At 36.1% G+C, this 16,464-nt stretch carries 17 protein-coding genes; 7 read left to right on the forward strand and 10 right to left on the reverse strand.

Features of this window, described 5'->3' with window-relative positions:
• Positions 1 to 104 precede the first annotated feature (104 nt).
• The 3 genes from A1704_RS17395 to A1704_RS17405 all read left to right on the forward strand — a co-directional run bounded on the left by A1704_RS17395 (position 105) and on the right by A1704_RS17405 (position 3,250).
• Complete coding sequence (locus A1704_RS17395; RefSeq protein WP_062675344.1) at positions 105 to 1,664, forward strand: Rne/Rng family ribonuclease; 1,560 nt, start codon at positions 105 to 107, stop codon at positions 1,662 to 1,664.
• Positions 1,665 to 1,918: 254 nt separating this feature from the next.
• Complete coding sequence (locus A1704_RS17400; RefSeq protein WP_082798822.1) at positions 1,919 to 2,386, forward strand: OsmC family protein; 468 nt, start codon at positions 1,919 to 1,921, stop codon at positions 2,384 to 2,386.
• Between the two features lie 213 nt (positions 2,387 to 2,599).
• A complete protein-coding gene (locus A1704_RS17405) occupies positions 2,600 to 3,250 on the forward strand; it encodes a response regulator transcription factor (RefSeq protein ID WP_228436889.1) in 651 nt (216 codons plus the stop codon).
• A gap of 260 nt (positions 3,251 to 3,510) precedes the next feature.
• Here A1704_RS17405 and A1704_RS17410 read toward each other — a convergent pair whose 3' ends face one another.
• From A1704_RS17410 to A1704_RS17435, 6 genes are all read right to left on the reverse strand, one after another.
• On the reverse strand, positions 3,511 to 5,022 hold the full coding sequence (locus A1704_RS17410) for a carboxypeptidase-like regulatory domain-containing protein (RefSeq protein WP_062675346.1): 1,512 nt from the start codon (positions 5,020 to 5,022) through the stop codon (positions 3,511 to 3,513).
• An 11-nt stretch (positions 5,023 to 5,033) separates the two neighbouring features.
• Positions 5,034 to 6,398 carry a CsgG/HfaB family protein gene (locus tag A1704_RS17415; RefSeq protein ID WP_062675347.1) on the reverse strand — a complete coding sequence of 455 codons (1,365 nt, stop codon included), beginning with the start codon at positions 6,396 to 6,398 and terminating at the stop codon, positions 5,034 to 5,036.
• A 24-nt stretch (positions 6,399 to 6,422) separates the two neighbouring features.
• A complete protein-coding gene (locus A1704_RS17420) occupies positions 6,423 to 6,833 on the reverse strand; it encodes a curli production assembly/transport component CsgF (protein WP_062675648.1) in 411 nt (136 codons plus the stop codon).
• Positions 6,834 to 6,844: 11 nt separating this feature from the next.
• Positions 6,845 to 7,579 carry a curli production assembly/transport protein CsgE gene (locus A1704_RS17425; protein WP_238590654.1) on the reverse strand — a complete coding sequence of 245 codons (735 nt, stop codon included), beginning with the start codon at positions 7,577 to 7,579 and terminating at the stop codon, positions 6,845 to 6,847.
• Between the two features lie 7 nt (positions 7,580 to 7,586).
• Positions 7,587 to 7,985: a hypothetical protein gene (locus A1704_RS17430; protein WP_062675348.1), complete on the reverse strand. Its 399-nt coding sequence runs from the start codon at positions 7,983 to 7,985 to the stop codon at positions 7,587 to 7,589.
• Between the two features lie 118 nt (positions 7,986 to 8,103).
• Entirely contained in the window at positions 8,104 to 8,922 is an 819-nt protein-coding gene (locus A1704_RS17435; protein ID WP_062675349.1) for an RIP homotypic interaction motif-containing protein, read from the reverse strand.
• A 480-nt stretch (positions 8,923 to 9,402) separates the two neighbouring features.
• Between A1704_RS17435 and A1704_RS17440 the strand changes: the two genes are divergently transcribed.
• The 4 genes from A1704_RS17440 to A1704_RS17455 are packed head-to-tail and all read left to right on the forward strand — an operon-like array spanning position 9,403 to position 12,663.
• The gene (locus A1704_RS17440; RefSeq protein WP_034697165.1) at positions 9,403 to 10,032 is read left to right on the forward strand and encodes an NUDIX hydrolase; all 630 of its coding nucleotides are present in this window, start codon (positions 9,403 to 9,405) and stop codon (positions 10,030 to 10,032) included.
• Between the two features lie 27 nt (positions 10,033 to 10,059).
• The gene (locus A1704_RS17445; RefSeq protein ID WP_062675350.1) at positions 10,060 to 10,866 is read left to right on the forward strand and encodes a lysophospholipid acyltransferase family protein; all 807 of its coding nucleotides are present in this window, start codon (positions 10,060 to 10,062) and stop codon (positions 10,864 to 10,866) included.
• 15 nt (positions 10,867 to 10,881) lie between these two features.
• Positions 10,882 to 11,319, forward strand: a complete 438-nt coding sequence (locus A1704_RS17450) for a hypothetical protein (RefSeq protein WP_062675351.1) — start codon at positions 10,882 to 10,884, stop codon at positions 11,317 to 11,319.
• Between the two features lie 6 nt (positions 11,320 to 11,325).
• Positions 11,326 to 12,663, forward strand: coding sequence for a UDP-N-acetylmuramate--L-alanine ligase (locus A1704_RS17455; RefSeq protein ID WP_062675352.1), 1,338 nt, complete (start codon positions 11,326 to 11,328; stop codon positions 12,661 to 12,663).
• A gap of 48 nt (positions 12,664 to 12,711) precedes the next feature.
• Here A1704_RS17455 and A1704_RS17460 read toward each other — a convergent pair whose 3' ends face one another.
• The 4 genes from A1704_RS17460 to A1704_RS17475 form a co-directional block, all read right to left on the reverse strand.
• The gene (locus A1704_RS17460; protein WP_062675353.1) at positions 12,712 to 13,323 is read right to left on the reverse strand and encodes a hypothetical protein; all 612 of its coding nucleotides are present in this window, start codon (positions 13,321 to 13,323) and stop codon (positions 12,712 to 12,714) included.
• A gap of 93 nt (positions 13,324 to 13,416) precedes the next feature.
• Complete coding sequence (locus A1704_RS17465) at positions 13,417 to 14,475, reverse strand: NAD(P)H-dependent flavin oxidoreductase (RefSeq protein ID WP_062675354.1); 1,059 nt, start codon at positions 14,473 to 14,475, stop codon at positions 13,417 to 13,419.
• Positions 14,476 to 14,620: 145 nt separating this feature from the next.
• A complete protein-coding gene (locus A1704_RS17470; RefSeq protein WP_062675355.1) occupies positions 14,621 to 15,325 on the reverse strand; it encodes a DNA alkylation repair protein in 705 nt (234 codons plus the stop codon).
• A 101-nt stretch (positions 15,326 to 15,426) separates the two neighbouring features.
• Positions 15,427 to 16,302 (reverse strand): aldo/keto reductase, encoded by an 876-nt coding sequence (locus tag A1704_RS17475; protein ID WP_062675356.1) that lies wholly within the window; start codon positions 16,300 to 16,302, stop codon positions 15,427 to 15,429.
• Between the last annotated feature and the right edge of the window lie 162 nt (positions 16,303 to 16,464).

Raw genomic sequence — 16,464 nt, forward strand, 5'->3', positions numbered from 1 at the left:
AAACATATAATGATTTTCATTCAAAATCCTTATATTTAATAGATGAATTAATCGATAAAAAACATCCACTTCCTATAATCTTAACAATTTTATCTTATTAAAAAATGAAGAAAGAACTAATAGTTTCGCATGAAGATGATCTTACAAAGATTGCGCTGCTGGAAGACGGAAGACTATGTGAACTTCATGAGCAAGAAGACAAAAGCGATTTTATAGTTGGAGATCTGTTTATAGGAAAAGTAAAAAAACTGGCACCCAATCTGAATGCAGCATTCGTCAATATCGGATATGACAAAGATGCATTTCTGCATTACCAGGATCTGGGACCTCAGTATCTTACGTACAGAAAGTTTTTAAAAGATACTATTTCCAAAAAACAAAGCACTTCGAGCTTAAAAAATTTCGAGATACAACCCGAAATAGACAAAAACGGAACGGTAGACAAAGTAATTGCCAAGGACGATCTTGTTCTGTTACAAATTACCAAAGAACCTATTTCTACCAAAGGTCCAAGAATTTCTACCCAGATTTCATTAACAGGGCGTTTCCTGGTTTTAATTCCTTTTGACAATAAAGTTTCTATTTCCAAAAAGATCAGAAGTTCTGAGGAAAAAGAAAGACTGAGAACCCTTATCGACAGCATTAAGCCTGAAGGATTCGGAGTAATCATCAGAACGGTAGCAGAAGGAAAAAAAGTAGCAGACCTGCATAATGACATGAACCAGCTGGTTCAGAAGTGGGAAAGCACTTTCAAAAACATCCAGAGAAATAAAGTTCCGTCTAAAGTTTTAAGCGAAGAAGACAAAGCTTCAGCTATTCTAAGAGACAATTTTAATCAGGATTTCGTGAATATTATCTGCGACGATGAGCAAATGGTCAACGAAATGAAAAATTACATTGAAGTAATTGCCCCTGAAAAGAAAAACATTGTCCAGTTTTATGATTCTCATATTCCACTTCTGGAATATTACAATGTTGAAAAACAGCTTAAACAGAGCTTCGGAAAACACGTCAACATTCCGAGTTCCAAAGGAGCTTATCTTGTTATTGAACACACAGAAGCACTTCACGTAGTAGACGTCAACTCCGGAAACAATATTACTACCGGAACTGCTGTCAACAAAGAGCATGCACTGAAAGTGAACAAAATGGCTGCTACAGAAATCGCAAGACAACTTCGCCTCCGCGATATGGGAGGTATCATCGTTATCGATTTCATAGATATGCCGAATTCTGATCACAGAAGAGATCTTTACGAGCATCTTAAAGAGGAAATGAAGCGCGACAAAGCACGCCACAAAATCCTTCCTCCAAGTAAATTTGGTCTGATCCAGATTACCAGACAAAGAAACCGTCCGGAAAAACAGATCGACACCAAAGAAGAAAACCCGAACAAAGACGGAGAAATTGTAGCTCCTATTGTTATCGTGGAAAGAATGGGTGAAACCTTAAGAAATATCCTGCAGAAAGAAAAAGGAAAAATCTACCTGCATGTACACCCATTTGTGGAAGCCTACCTTACAAAAGGCATTAAAAGTATCCAGATGAAATGGTTTATCAAATACAAAAAGTGGGTAACCATTGTTCCAAGGGATTCTTTTAAATATTTAGAATACAAAATCTACAATGCCAAAAAAGAAGAATTGATAGAATTCTCTAATTAAAAAATTTAAAACCTTCAGTTGTACTGGAGGTTTTTTCGTTTTTATAATGTATTGCAAATATAGAACATGATTAATAATTTAAGTTTTGCCTCAAGACAATGGACGATTAGATTATTACACTAGGCGGGCTAAAGCCCACCCTATTGATATCCAGATGTATAATAGTTGTTTAACAACAATATCTTTTATCTTTTATCTTTTATCTTTTATCTTTTATCTTTTATCTTTTATCTTTTATCTTTTATCTTTTATCTATGAAAAACCACCATTATAAAATTACCGTCCAATGGACAGGAAATAAGGGAACAGGAACCAGCGGCTATAGAGACTACGAAAGAAATCACACCATTTCAGCAGAAAACAAAGTTGTGATTGAAGGTTCATCAGATCCTGCATTCCGTGGTGACAGAACAAAACATAATCCGGAAGACATGCTGTTATCTTCACTTTCCTCCTGTCATATGCTATGGTATCTTCATTTTTGTTCTGAAGCCGGCATTATCGTTACAAATTATACTGATGAAGCGACAGGTACCATGGTAGAAACAGCCAGTGGAAGCGGTCATTTTACAGAAGTAACTCTACACCCAACAGTAACAGTTGCTGAAGAATCTATGATTAAAAAAGCAGAACAACTTCATCATAAGGCCAGCGAATTCTGCTTCATTGCCAACTCCGTTAACTTTCCGGTAAAGCATATCCCTACCACGTTAGTTAAATAGTACCACATTTCAAAATAACGTTTAAAAACAACGATGAATAATAGATTTCAACAATAATAACTCCAAAAAATTCCACAAAAAGAGAATTATTTAGCGAAAAATCAATAAAAATAATATTTTATCATCAATAAAAACATAATAATTTGAAATTATTTGTCAATTTTGTTTAAAATATGAAGTTTTTTTCCTATTTTTATATAAACAAAATAAACCATGATGAAACCAAAATTGACTATTTTTGATGAACCGATGCTCTATACAGAAGGATTATCAAGACTACTTACTCAAAGCAAAATTTTTAGTACAATTGATATTTGCAATTCTCTAGAAAACCTCTCAAAACATTTAAAAGAAGAACCTCCGGAAATGCTTGTGATGAGTTCCAACATGCTTATGCTTTCAGAAATATGCAAGCTTGTGGAGACTATTATTGCAAAGCATAAAAATACCAAGATTACTATCATTGGAAGTTCATATGATGTGATTGACATCCGAAAACTCTTCAATAAAGGTATTAAAGCTTATCTGGATAAAAATTGTTCCTATGACGAATTTCTTAAATCCATCAATGTTTTACTTCTTAATGAGATCTATATCTGTGATCAGGCAAAGGAAAGAATGATCAATTTTATTAGTAATGAACAGGGAAAACCCAACCCTCACATCAAAGAACCTCTCACCCGCCGCGAAATGGAAATTCTCAAACTGATCTGTGACGGATGCAGCAGTAAAGATATATCAGAAAAATTATTTATCAGTATCAATACGGTAGAAACACACAGAAAAAGAATTCTTTTGAAACTCAATGCGAAAAACTCAGTCGGAATTGTAAAATATGCGATCGAGAATCATATCATCGACTGAAAGACTTCCATGAATCACTCAAAAATTCCAGGCTTTAAAAAGTCTGGAATTTTTTTTACTTCTGATTTTAATTAGTTCTTCAGTGAAATTTTTATTGTTACGTATAATCAAAGTCTGTAGAATAAAAAGTGAGGCAGAGAAACTAGAGACAAAACATGAAAAACATATTTAATTAATTCTAAAAAATTGATCTCTAATGGTACAGATATGATCTCATACCTCACTTTAAAACTAAAACCTTGGACATTAAATATTGTATCTTATTCATAATCCGGCATTTCTCCATTACTGAACAGTGTTGCCCTTGTCATATCGGTCAGCGTACTACTAAGGTCAATGACCATTATATTCCTTTGAGAAATATTGTCGTTGGAGGTATTCATGAATATAATCTGAGCATTATTTGGTGAGAACCTAGGATCGAGGTCATTCGTTCCCAGTACTTTTTCGCTTTCTGCAGAAATATCACTTACAGCATCTGTAACAAGGTTATAGATAAAGATATGTGAATCCAGCTGACGGTAATTTCCACTTCCATCCAAATATCCGGACATATCACGGGTAAAGAGAAGAAGCTGTCCGTCTACAGAGAAGTTCAAGCCTCCGCTGGCACCTGCAGTACCTGACAATACCGTTTTAAGAACAGCACCATTTATATCTATTACATAAATTTTAGTATTGTATCCGTTATAATCATTGGTTTTCAATGCTATTTTACTACCATCATAGCTCCAGTCACATTCGGAGATCAGGCTTCCATCCGGAGTTGTATAGACTAAGCTCAAGCCACTTCCATCTTTATTAATTCTGTACAACTTATTAAAATTGGAGTAAATAAGCTCCTTACCGTTGGTACTCCATGCAAAGTCCATTTCATAGTTATTAAAGCCTGCAACAGCAACCGTTGTTACTTTAAAAGGATTGGAGCCATCCGGATTGGCAGTGTAAAGATGGGTACTTCCACCTTCCGTACGAAGGAATGCAATGAGACCTGCATTATTGTTTTTACGCGGTCGCCAGCTGTTATAGGAAGAACTGGTAAACTGGAAGTTATTTCCCTGATCATCACTGGAAATAATCACAAAGTTTCCATTTTGTTTCTGAACGTAATGATACCTGTTGGCCGGAACTGTATTGGTAGTAAATTTACTGATAGAGCTTAAAACTGGCTGGTGAATGCCGTCCGAAACAGACACCTGCCAGAAGTAACTTACACCAAACTTCAGATTTGAAAGCGTATAGTGGTTTGCTGTCAAATCATTAACCTGAATCACATTAGTGTCAAGATTATTTTTAATGGTCAGACTGTATCTTAATACATCTGCTGTATCGGGATCTGTTGCGCTCCAGGTTAATTCGACGCTCAAAGGTTGATTTACTGCGTTATCTATCGGACTTAGCAACTGTGGTGTAGCGGGAGGAGAATTCAATGAAGTATCATCATCCATCTCAAAAACTACCGTTACCACCTGATTTTGATTTTGTATATTGACTGACTGAAAGCTTGTGATATATCCTGAAAGTTCTGCTTTTACAGAATAATTCCCTATCGGCATGGCAGCGATTTCAAATGAACCGTCTGTACCACTGAAAACCGTTTGTGTCGTAGGATTTGTAAATATCTTCACATTAGAAAGCGGCACATTGCTACCCCTTTTCACGACTTTTCCTTTTAACATTCCTGTTTGCGCCTGTTCTACAAGGTCTTCATTGCATGAAACCAGACAAAAAGCAAAGATGAGTATGCTGAATATTTTAATTATAGTTTTCATAGTTCATGTTTTTATTTGTTTCCGAAGTAAAAGTTGATTCCTATTCCAAAGCGCAAAGCCTGATCTTTTCTTTTCCCATTAACAAGGCCTTCCCAGTCGTCTTTGAAGCCAAGATCATATTGGGCTGAGGCTCTCAGCGAAAAATTCTTGCTGATCATATATTCCAGCCCGCCACCAAACTGTGCTTTATATTGAGGTTTATATTTTGAATACAACGCTCCTGCTCCACCATACACAAATGGACTGAATCTGTATTTCGGAAAAAGGATGTATTCCAGATTCACTTCAGGACCATAGTAGTTTCTTTTCACAATATTTGAATTTTCAAGCGTAAAGAAGCTTGCGTTCAGTTCCATATTCAGATAAGGAGTAAGGAAATATTTAAGCCCAATTTTTCCACCAACATTCATTTTAGGACCTACATAGTCATCTTTAACTTTCTGTCCTTCAACGTTGGCAAATATGGATACTTTCTGTCTGTAATCCTGCGGATATCTGCCTCCAACAACTCTGTCATTATTTTGCTCCTGCTCTCTGTTATATTCATTAATTAAGCTTTGATATCCTCCATTCTCATCTATTGCCTTCCCCCATATTTTATCTCTGATTCCTTCAACAATCAGGGCTTTTACTGCTTTTTCTATTGCTTCTGTAACAGCGAGCTGAACAGGTTCGTTTTGAGTCAGACCTACCTCAGCTTCCAGTAATCTTTCAGTATCAATATATCTGAAAAAACTTCCGTTAACACTGGTTGAAAGAATGGTTTTAGAAGTATAAACCGTTTTAAGAATTTCTCCGTTAAGTGTAGAGACAGCGCGGAGATAGATGGTAATTCTGTCCTGGCGGTACTGTGTGGAAGCTCCGATTCCGAAATACCTTGCTCCAAGTCCTCCGGTCAGAATATTGCTGTCGTATGAGATAACGCCGCCTTCAAGAAGAATTCCGGCGTATAAAAGAGGTGGAAGTGATTGATTGTTTTTGTCTGCATCCTTGATATATTCCTGTCTGGTGGAACGGATGATCTGTCTTTCATTGAGAAGATTAGCGATGTTTTCCCTTTCAATAGGGACAAACCATCGGCTGTCTTCTAATGCTTTGATAAGAATGGTTGTAGTTCCCTGAGGGACTGCCGTACTCCAGTTGTTTCCATTTTCGGAAGGTTTATACTGGCCGGTCTGGTCTCTGAATTTGTAGACTCCTATTACAATTTTCTCTTTGGGAAGCGGAAGATTTTTTAATTCTGCGGTGGAAGATGTAACCTCTCCCATTGTTGGTTTTTCGGGATCCGAAGGTAAACCAAATATTGAACTACAGGCCTGCAGAATGCATAGCAGGAAGGTGCAGAAAAAGATTCTGGTATAAGTGTAGGTTGTCATGGTAAGTTTATTTTTAGTGATTACCTATTTTGGAATTACGATCTCGGACTGATCGCCATTGCTGGTATCCAAAATATTGATTAAAAGTCCCTGATTAGTATTGGTAATTTGTAGATAAAGGGAACCGAAAAGATAATTTCCGGGTTTTATGTTTCCATCACCAAACTGTTCTTCAAACAGTTTTCGTGAAAGCTCACTGAGGATCTGCCTGTTAAGACTCTCAGTAAAACTATCAAGAGAGTTCACCCGATCCAGCAAATTGCTGAAATCATTTTTTTCATCAAATGGGTTTTGGGCATTAGCAGAGCTTAAAAGCCACTGGTAATTAAATGTATCTCCTCCAAAGGCTGGATTTACCGGCTTATAGACGAGCTGCTGAGCTTTTCCGTAGAAAATACCCGCAATACATGTCAAAATAATAATAAATGTTTTCATGGCGGACATTTTTAATAGATGAATTCATTTTTAATAAGATTTTTCTTAGCATTAAATTCTTTGATATATTTTAAGCTATAGCTTAATTGTTCTTTTAAATAATCCTCTGCCGGATTGGTCATAAAACTGTAAATAATTTTATCTTCCATCTGAATATTAATCTGACCACTTGTTCCACGGAGAGGAAGTTCTGTAATAGTTATTACGCTACTGCTTTTATCAGGAAGCTGACTGTACTGCATGTAAAACATATCATAAAAGTCTTTTCCTACTTTGGTTTTTGTCTCATCAATAGTAAGTCCTCTGAGTTCGTAAGCAGCATCTTCTTCTATCTTAGCTGTTTTTTTTTTGAAAAGATTGCTGTTCAGTTCAACACTGTCTTTGGCAATCAGCTTCTGGGTTTCTTCATCCCTGATATAAAGAAAAGCTTTGAGAGCATCTTTTGATTCAAGATTCACACTGATTTCCGATAATACCTTTACTTCATTGGGATTGACGGAAAATTTACCGTTCTGCTGGTTGTTTGAAAGATTTCCACTATTGCCTTTTTTAATGGAAATCAAAAGGTAATTCAGTTCTTTATATACAGCAGTGTTATTGATTACGACTGCTTTCAATCTGACCTGGTTTTCAAGGACACTACTCTCTATCCTTGCGTTTACTTTCTTATCTTCCTGCCCATAAACCCATACAGACAGGATGGTAAAAAATGTACCCAAGCTAAGGGAATATAAAAGTTTCATCATTTGTGTTTTAATAGTTTCTCATGAAAACTGTCTTATTATCTCCCTTTACATTAATCTGAATTCCATCCGAAATACTGTTGCTTCCTGTAACATCAATAATATTATTGTTTCCCTGTGCAGTAATGGCAGCTTTTGTTTCTTTATCTGTAAATGAATTGATAAAATATAGTGTATTGAAATCTCCCAGCTGTCTTACTATAATATTCGTTCGGGTATTTAGGGAAAGTTCGGCATTGTTATAGTCTCCTATCTGGATGATATCGGATCCATAAGAACTCTGATCTGTCTGTTGTCTGGCTATAAGATTAAAGATTGTATTGCTGTTGACCTTATCCCAGTCTATCTCCTGTGCATGTATTGGCAACATTATGAAAAGAGCCAAAACACTCCATTTTAAGTTAAACATAGCCTTAGTATTAAAATTACATGATAACAAAACGGAGAAAACCGAAGGGTTAAAAAAGGAGAAACACTGCAGTTTCTCCTTTACAATTTCTAAGATTTACAGTATGTTGTTATAGGGCTTAATTTGACTGATTTACAATCATTGAGTTTCCATTACCCATCTGAGTTCCTACATGAACATGGCCAAGACCGCTCTGAGCTACCCAGGTAAAGTTACCATTACCCATCTGAAGATCAAGAGCTGTGTTGGAATCTCCTATCTGGAACTGATAAAGCTGGTTAGCATTACCTATCTGTACTCCTGCAGAAGTGTTGTCATCTCCTACCTGTACTGAGGCCGCAATATTACCATTTCCTGCTTGAATATGAGTGGCACTGTTGTCATCACCATCCTGATACTGAACAAGAACATTATTAGCTCCTATCTGAAGTCCGCTGGCATCATTTCTTCTTCCCAGCTGAACCTGATAAGCGTCATTCCCAATACCCACCTGAATAGCAGAAGCATCATTTCTTCTTCCGTCCTGATATTGGAAAACATAGTTTCCTAATCCAATCTGTACTGAAGAAGCATCATTTCTTCTTCCGATCTGAGTTTGTTCTGTAGAGTTAAGTACTCCTAATTGCCAAGTTGAAGCAGAGTTTCTGTTACCCATCTGTAACACTTCATTTGAGTTTCCAATACCCATCTGATCTACATCTACAGAGTTTCTGTTTCCGATACTTTTTGCATTATTGACATTTAAAATTCCTACCTGGTCAATATCTGCAGTATTACGATTCCCTGTCTGTGTAAGAGAATTGATGTTCAAAAGACCTGTCTGGTCTACTGTAGCAACATTTAAGTTTCCTGTTTGAGTAGTCACATCAATATTGAATTGTGCGAATCCGAAACTCATTGCGAATAGTGTAAGTACACCTGTAAGTAAATTTTTCATCTTAGTAAAAATTAATTGGTTAATAGTAAGGCAAAGGTAGCTTCCCCGTCAAAATGAAAAACCACCATCAAAGTGTAAATTTTGAAAATCACTGTTTCCAGTTGGACAAGTCATTATTTACCGTTACGGAAAAACACCATCACAACATATTGATTTACAGTAAAATCCATCAATAGTGAATATTAATATTTATGCAAGGATGATTTCTTCTAAGCAAGCCCGATTTTTTATCTATTCAAAACATCACAATTCAGGGTTTTACGCTATTTCTTACCCAATCCTTTCAAATTTATTTTATCCACCGAAAATCAATTTTATATTAGAAATTCAAGACTGAAAGTGAAATAGATTGCATTTTATCATTCATGATATCTTATTAGGTTTAATAAGTAAATATTTCTGGCTACGATGCGGTCTTTCTCATAGGTTAATTAATGTTAAGGCACTTATTTCTTCAAGATATATTGCTAAATTTGAGCTATGGAAAATTTTGGAAAAGATTTATTAAGAAAAATAAAAAGCGTGGAACTTCCCGGTGAACACGCCCATGGAGTATTCTCGCCTCCCTACCGTCCCGTTTTTACTTATGATGAAGTATTGTCAAAGAATCCCAAATTTGCGGCAGTCAATATTGTTTTATATCTGAAAGACAACGAATGGTATTTTCCATTGATTCAAAGAACGATTAATGAGCACGACAGACACAGCGGGCAGATATCACTGCCTGGAGGAAAGCGTGAGGAAATGGACAGAGATTTTGCAGAAACCGCAGTTCGTGAAACCTCTGAAGAAATCGGAATAGATAAACATTATGTAAGGATCATCAGAGAAATGTCTCCTATCTATATCCCGCCAAGCAATTTTTATGTGTATCCCTATATCTCTTATACCAAAAAGAATCCTGCTTTTGTTCTTCAACAGACTGAAGCTGTGGAAACCATAGAATTTCCGATCACTTCCTTTTTAAACCTGTCGGATACCCCGGAGATTATGGCTCTGCCAAGCGCAGGCGGACATGATGTTCCTGTCATTAATTTCAACGGATATATCATTTGGGGTGCTACAGCCATGATATTAAGTGAATTCAGTCAGTTGCTGAAAAAAATGTAACTTTGCACTACCGTGTTTAATTGAGAGATGGCGAAGAAAAATATTTTCACCGATGCATTCGGAACTCCTTATTTTTTGAAAAGGTTTATTATTTTTATTTTAGGAATTGTTTCTTACAGAAGATTCAATGGCTTTAATAAGTTAAAAATAACCGGTACAGAACACCTTGTGGATCTTCCGGACTCTAACGTACTGTTTGTATCCAACCATCAGACCTATTTTGCAGATGTGGCGGCAATGTATCATGCCTTCTGTGCTGTGAACAACGGATATTTAAATACAATAAAAAACCCGATCTATCTGTTGAATCCGAAGATCGATTTTTACTATGTGGCAGCAGAAGAAACCATGAATAAAGGTATTCTTCCCAAAATTTTCAAAATTGCCGGAGCTGTAACGGTAAAAAGAACATGGAGATCTGAAGGGAAAAATGTCAACAGAATGGTAGATATGAGCGAGGTAGATAATATTATGAAAGCATTGGACAATGGCTGGGTAGCTACTTTCCCTCAAGGAACTACATCGGCTTTTGCACAGGGACGAAGAGGAACTGCCAAACTGGTAAAAAATCAGCGTCCTATTGTAATTCCAATCAAAATAAACGGATTCAGAAGAGCTTTTGATAAAAAAGGACTCCGCGTAAAGGTAACCGGTGTAAAACCTACGATGGAATTTAAAGCTCCTTTGGATATTGATTATGATAATGAAAAAGCACCGGAAATTTTATTGAAAATTATGACTGCTATTGAGCAGACAGAAGATTTCAATCTATTACACAGTTATGATGAAGAACTTAAAGCTAAAAAATTAGAACAAAAGGACTCAAATAATTAAAGTAAATTAAAAATTATGAACAAAATACTTGGAATCCTATTCGCAATCATAGTATTAGTTTCATGCAACAGCCAAAAGGTATATTCGGATTTTGACATCAGCTATTCGAAAAGCGGAGGTGTTGCTCCTATTTATGAAAATCTTCTTATCAAAGGAAATAATGTACACTACTCTTTTGAAGGACAGGGAAAGAAATACAAACAGGATTTTAAAATTTCTGATGAAGATTTAAAGAAACTGGATCAGGTTCTTTCTCAGAATAATTTCAGAAGAATACAGGAAGACCGTAAAAAATTGTACGACAATATTTCAACGTCCATCAACGTCAAGAAAGGTCCCAATGAAGGCAGTAAAACGGATGCCAGTATGATCATTCCGAATTACAAGACCAACTGGAACAATATTCTTGAAGCTTTTCAGCAGATCATTAATACTAATGTTAAAAAACAGTAAATACAATTGAAAACCCACTTCATTGCCATTGGCGGAAGCGCCATGCATAATCTCGCCATCGCATTAAAAGACAAAGGATATCAGGTGACAGGTTCTGATGACGCTATTTTTGAGCCTTCAAAGTCCCGATTGGAAAAGAAAGGAATTCTGCCTCAGGAAATGGGCTGGTTCCCGGAAAAGATCACTTCGGATATTGATGCAGTCATTCTTGGGATGCATGCACACCAGGATAATCCTGAGCTGGCAAGAGCAAAAGAACTGGGCTTGAAAATATATTCTTATCCTGAATTCCTGTACGAACAGTCTAAAAATAAGACAAGAGTTGTCATTGCAGGATCACATGGTAAAACAACCATTACTTCAATGATTCTCCATGTTCTGAATTTCCATCAGAAAGATGTGGATTTCATGGTAGGCGCCCAGCTTGAAGGTTTCGACTGTATGGTAAAACTGACTCAGGATAATGATTTCATGGTGTTGGAAGGTGACGAATATCTTTCATCTCCTATTGATCTTCGTTCGAAATTTTTATTGTATCAACCCAATATCGCTTTAATGAGTGGTATTGCATGGGATCATATCAATGTATTCAAAACATTTGATGATTATATTGAGCAGTTCAGAAAGTTTGTGGCAAGCATTACAGCAGGCGGCGTTCTGGTATACAACGAAGAAGATCCGGAAGTCGTAAAAGTAGTGGAAAATGCAGAAAACTATTTCAGAAAGATCCCTTACAGAACTCCTGAATACGAAATCAATAATGGTAAAGTATATTTAAAAACGGAAATGGGAGATGTTCCTCTTTCTGTTTTTGGAGCACACAACCTGCTGAACCTTGAAGGAGCAAGACATATCTGCCAGCAGTTGGGAATTATGGATGAAGATTTCTATGAGGCAATCATGAGTTTCAAAGGCGCATCCAAACGTCTTGAAAAAGTGGAAAGAGAAGATAAAGGAATTCTTTACAAAGATTTTGCTCATGCACCAAGTAAGGTGAAAGCAGCTGTAAAAGCCTTCGCAGAGCAATTTAAAAAGGATAAGAAATATGGATTCCTGGAGCTTCATACCTATTCCAGCTTAAATCCTGCTTTCCTTGAACAGTATGACCATGCTATGGATGGTTTGGAGGAAGCCATTGTTTTCTATTCTGAAGACGCATTGAAGATCAAGAGAATGGAAGCTATTTCTCCTGAGTTTATCAAAGAAAAATTCAGGAATGAAAATCTAAGGGTTTTCACCAATGCTGAAGATCTTCATACCTACTGGAATACATTAGATAAAACGGATGGTGTTTATCTGATGATGAGTTCCGGAAATTTTGGCGGATTAGATTTAACAAAATAAATAAAAAGCTTCAGAGTATATCTGAAGCTTTTTTATGGTAGTTTATTTTTAATTGATCAACTTTTTATTATTGGTCAGTTCGATACTTTTTATAGAACCTACCGGTGCTATTTTTATCGTTTTATTTCCTTGAGCCAGATAAATATAATACATGCTGTTGGATCCTATGAGATGTACCTGATCAAAGCTTTCATCACCATAGTTTAACTTATAGTCATATTTAAGTTTATTCTCCTTTATCTTCCTGGTGAGCCCAAGACCCTCTCCCCATCCTATCCCTACAAAAAAAGACAGTAACATCATGGCAAGAAATCTCACAAACATATTGGTAAAATGATTCTCAATAGCTTCTTTAGTCATCGTTTTATGTTCTTTAAGAGAAGCCATTTTTAAAGCCCATTTTTTATCTCTATTGGCCTGTTTTGACAAAAAAGAGGGAAAAGCAAATGAAAATACAACTATAATAATGAGGGCAATCAGTATTATCGGGTGAGCCGTTAGAGTGGCTATCGGGCTTATCAAAATATCCATTATCGTTGAATATTTCAGAATATTAATCCCTATCTGATAATAGAATACACTCTCTTTTAATATTCCCATTATGACGAGGAAAAGATATCCGAACGGAAGAGATCTCTGAATTCCTTCTGAGTATTTCATGGATGTTTTTATTGGTTTAGTTTTATATTGGTTCAGATCAATACTATTGATGTACGAAAATATAAAATTATCATCAAATTAAAACATACAGATTTATTTTTCACATTCTTTAATCAGATTTCTCAAAATTTCCTCCGTAGATTCTTCACTGTACCGATGAATGGACTGCCCTACCCATATTCCTACAAATTCAGGATTTTGTAGAGCTTTAGCTGCTTTTCTCAGGGCATTCGTAAGTTTGTTCTGATAAGGATAAGGTAAAATATATTCTGAGTTTTCAACTGTTTCTATAAATTGATTTTTCACTCCTCTGGCATACCTTCCGGAGAAACTTTTCGTTAAAACAATTTCGTCTTCTGTTACTTTTTTCAATCGTTCTTTTTCAAAAGGCAAAAGAGCACTTTCCTGAGAAGTTAATAGAAGATTTCCAACCTGAAAACCTTGCGCACCTAAGTCTTTCACAGCCTTTAATGTTCTTGCTCCGTAAATTCCTCCTGCATAGATTAAAGGAACATTTACCTGATCAAAGATCTGCGATAGTAAAGATAAACCTCCGATCTGCGGAATATTTTCTGCTTCAAAACTTCCTCTGTGTCCTCCAGCTTCTATTCCCTGAACACAGATGATATCAATACCGGATTTCTCAAGAAATAAAGCTTCCTTCACAGAAGTACATGTTCCGATAAGGGTAACACCATTTTCCTTTAATTTCTGAATACTCTGATCCTCCATATTTCCAAAAGTAAAACTTAATATTTTACAATTTTCTTCAATGATAGCATCCACCTGTTCACGATAACCGTTGACACTGATTTCTTCAAGATCCGGAAGGTGCACTTCAATACTATTGTCTTTAGCCAGCTGCTCAATAAATTGCTTTGTTTTACTATACTTTTCTCTTAAAGCATCTGTCACTTCAGGAATGTGATGAACAAATATATTGGCAGCAAACGGTTTATCAGTCAGTTTTCTTGTTTCCCTGATTAATTCCACAGACTGGTCTGCAGAAAGGTCAGCCAGCGCCAAAGATCCGAGACAGCCTGCTTTTGTAGCTGCTAATGCCATCTGTACCGTGCTCACTCCAAACATTGGAGCCTGAATTACAGGATATTCTATACCTAGTTTTTTACTGATTGTATCCGGCCAAAACATAAGAATTATTTTTATTAAAATGTACGAAGAACAAAGCAATAGTTTTTGTTCCAAGATATGATATTGCTCACTATTTATTCAAGGTTCAATGTTTAGAGTTTAAGGTTGTAGATCAACTTCTATTCTATATTAAATGAATAAAGATTTACTTTTTCTTCCTGAGTTCTTTGTAGAACAATTTTAATTCCGGATCCAGTTTTTCTGTTGCGTAAGAAAATGTAACGGCAGACATTGTTTTTACATAAGCAGTGAAAAAACCGTGTAATTTCTTTTTGTCTTTTTTTCCGGCTTCCCGAATCCAGCTTCCTACAGCTTTATTCACAAACTCGTTTGGATCGTGAACAAGAATTTCCGCTATGGCAAAAGTGTCTGCTACCTCATTTTTCCGAATAAATGCATGAGTGCTTACGATGGCTGTTCTTCTTTCCCATGGACTGTCGGAATCAGCAAGTTTGTATAAAATGTCTCTCGGTTTATCAATAAGATATTCTCCAATAATACTTCTGGCAGCTCTGTCTACAAAATCCCAGTTATTCAAACGGTCATGGCGGTTGAGATAGAGATCAAAAAGGGCTTTCTTATGGTCTTCAGACGTTTTTTTACTTCTCGCCTGAAAATCCATGATGCTTACCGCTCCCATTCTTACCTCATAAAAATCACTGTCAAGAAGCTTATTGATTTCCTCCAGAGACATCTCCGAAAATTCTTTAGCCGTAGAAAAAACATCTCCGAATTTCGTCCCGAAACTCTTGGTAATACCATCATTTCCTTTGAAAAACTTTTCAGCTTTATTAAGCTCTTTTTCATTCTTAAATAATGCGAGTGTTTCTATGAATTCTTTTGCAGTCATGGTTATATTGATTTAAAAATCCCGCAGATCTCACAATAGCTCAGATTCGTAGATCTGTAAATTTGTGAAAGCTGCGGGATGTATTTTTTATAAATTCCAGATTAAATATCCGCTACGGAATTTAACATTTTTTGCTCCCATTCAGGATCTTTAGGATCAAAAAATAATCTTTTCCCAGTATCTAAAGAACGGACAACATTCATTTCATCTTCTGTCAGTTCAAAATCAAATACATTAAAGTTTTCTTCAATTCTTGAAGGGGTTACAGATTTTGGAATCACGACAAATCCTTCCTGTAAGTGCCATCTCAAAATTACCTGAGCTACTGTTTTTCCATATTTTTCTGCAATAGCTTTCAGATCAGGATTGCTTAAAAGATTTGCATTACCGTTTCCTAACGGGCTCCAAGGTTGAGTTACGATATTATTTTCTCTGTCATACACCTGCAGTTCTTTCTGCTGAAATACAGGATGCAGTTCAATCTGATTGATAACCGGTAAAACAGTTGAGTTAGCTTTCAATTCCTCCAGTTTTTCTACTGTAAAATTGCATACTCCAATCGCTTTGATTTTTCCTTCGTTGTATAATTCTTCCAAAGCTTTCCATGTAGCCAGAAAATCTCCGTATGGCCAGTGGATAAGATACATATCAAGATAATCCATCTGTAATCTGTCCAATGTTCTCTGAAAAGCACTTTTCGCCTTTTCGTATCCATGATCCTGAACCCATACTTTGGAGGTGATAAACAGTTCGTCCCTGTTTACACCACTATTTTTCACAGCAGCACCTACCGCGGTTTCATTCTGATAAATTGCAGCGGTATCAATCATTCTATATCCTGTCTGAATAGCTTTAATTACCGCATTTTCACACTCCTTCAGATCTTCCATCTGCCATACTCCGAATCCTAAAGCCGGGATATCCACTCCGTTATTTAATGTTACCACAGGTTGTCCTGTATAGGTTTTCTTTTGCATAAATCTTTATTTTAGTTATTAATATAAAGTGATAAACAAATTTGCAATAAAAAATTGAAAATACAGCCTACCAATTTTACTGTTCCTGTTAAAAAATTGTCATTTAATGAGGTTTGTTTAAACTACCCCCGTCTTTTTGCTTTGCAAAAATCCACCCCTTCA

This window comes from Chryseobacterium cucumeris, assembly GCF_001593385.1.
Classification (GTDB): Bacteria; Bacteroidota; Bacteroidia; order Flavobacteriales; family Weeksellaceae; genus Chryseobacterium; species Chryseobacterium cucumeris.

Excerpts from the sequence above, each read along its gene's own strand:
- A1704_RS17415 (WP_062675347.1), bottom strand. The coding sequence starts at position 6,398 with ATGACAACCTACACTTATACCAGAATCTTTTTCTGCACCTTCCTGCTA.
- A1704_RS17435 (WP_062675349.1), bottom strand. The coding sequence starts at position 8,922 with ATGAAAAATTTACTTACAGGTGTACTTACACTATTCGCAATGAGTTTC.
- A1704_RS17420 (WP_062675648.1), bottom strand. The coding sequence starts at position 6,833 with ATGAAAACATTTATTATTATTTTGACATGTATTGCGGGTATTTTCTAC.
- A1704_RS17410 (WP_062675346.1), bottom strand. The coding sequence starts at position 5,022 with ATGAAAACTATAATTAAAATATTCAGCATACTCATCTTTGCTTTTTGT.
- A1704_RS17425 (WP_238590654.1), bottom strand. The coding sequence starts at position 7,579 with ATGATGAAACTTTTATATTCCCTTAGCTTGGGTACATTTTTTACCATC.
- A1704_RS17440 (WP_034697165.1), top strand. The coding sequence starts at position 9,403 with ATGGAAAATTTTGGAAAAGATTTATTAAGAAAAATAAAAAGCGTGGAA.
- A1704_RS17465 (WP_062675354.1), bottom strand. The coding sequence starts at position 14,475 with ATGTTTTGGCCGGATACAATCAGTAAAAAACTAGGTATAGAATATCCT.
- A1704_RS17450 (WP_062675351.1), top strand. The coding sequence starts at position 10,882 with ATGAACAAAATACTTGGAATCCTATTCGCAATCATAGTATTAGTTTCA.
- A1704_RS17400 (WP_082798822.1), top strand. The coding sequence starts at position 1,919 with ATGAAAAACCACCATTATAAAATTACCGTCCAATGGACAGGAAATAAG.
- A1704_RS17430 (WP_062675348.1), bottom strand. The coding sequence starts at position 7,985 with ATGTTTAACTTAAAATGGAGTGTTTTGGCTCTTTTCATAATGTTGCCA.
- A1704_RS17475 (WP_062675356.1), bottom strand. The coding sequence starts at position 16,302 with ATGCAAAAGAAAACCTATACAGGACAACCTGTGGTAACATTAAATAAC.
- A1704_RS17470 (WP_062675355.1), bottom strand. The coding sequence starts at position 15,325 with ATGACTGCAAAAGAATTCATAGAAACACTCGCATTATTTAAGAATGAA.
- A1704_RS17405 (WP_228436889.1), top strand. The coding sequence starts at position 2,600 with ATGATGAAACCAAAATTGACTATTTTTGATGAACCGATGCTCTATACA.
- A1704_RS17460 (WP_062675353.1), bottom strand. The coding sequence starts at position 13,323 with ATGAAATACTCAGAAGGAATTCAGAGATCTCTTCCGTTCGGATATCTT.
- A1704_RS17395 (WP_062675344.1), top strand. The coding sequence starts at position 105 with ATGAAGAAAGAACTAATAGTTTCGCATGAAGATGATCTTACAAAGATT.
- A1704_RS17445 (WP_062675350.1), top strand. The coding sequence starts at position 10,060 with ATGGCGAAGAAAAATATTTTCACCGATGCATTCGGAACTCCTTATTTT.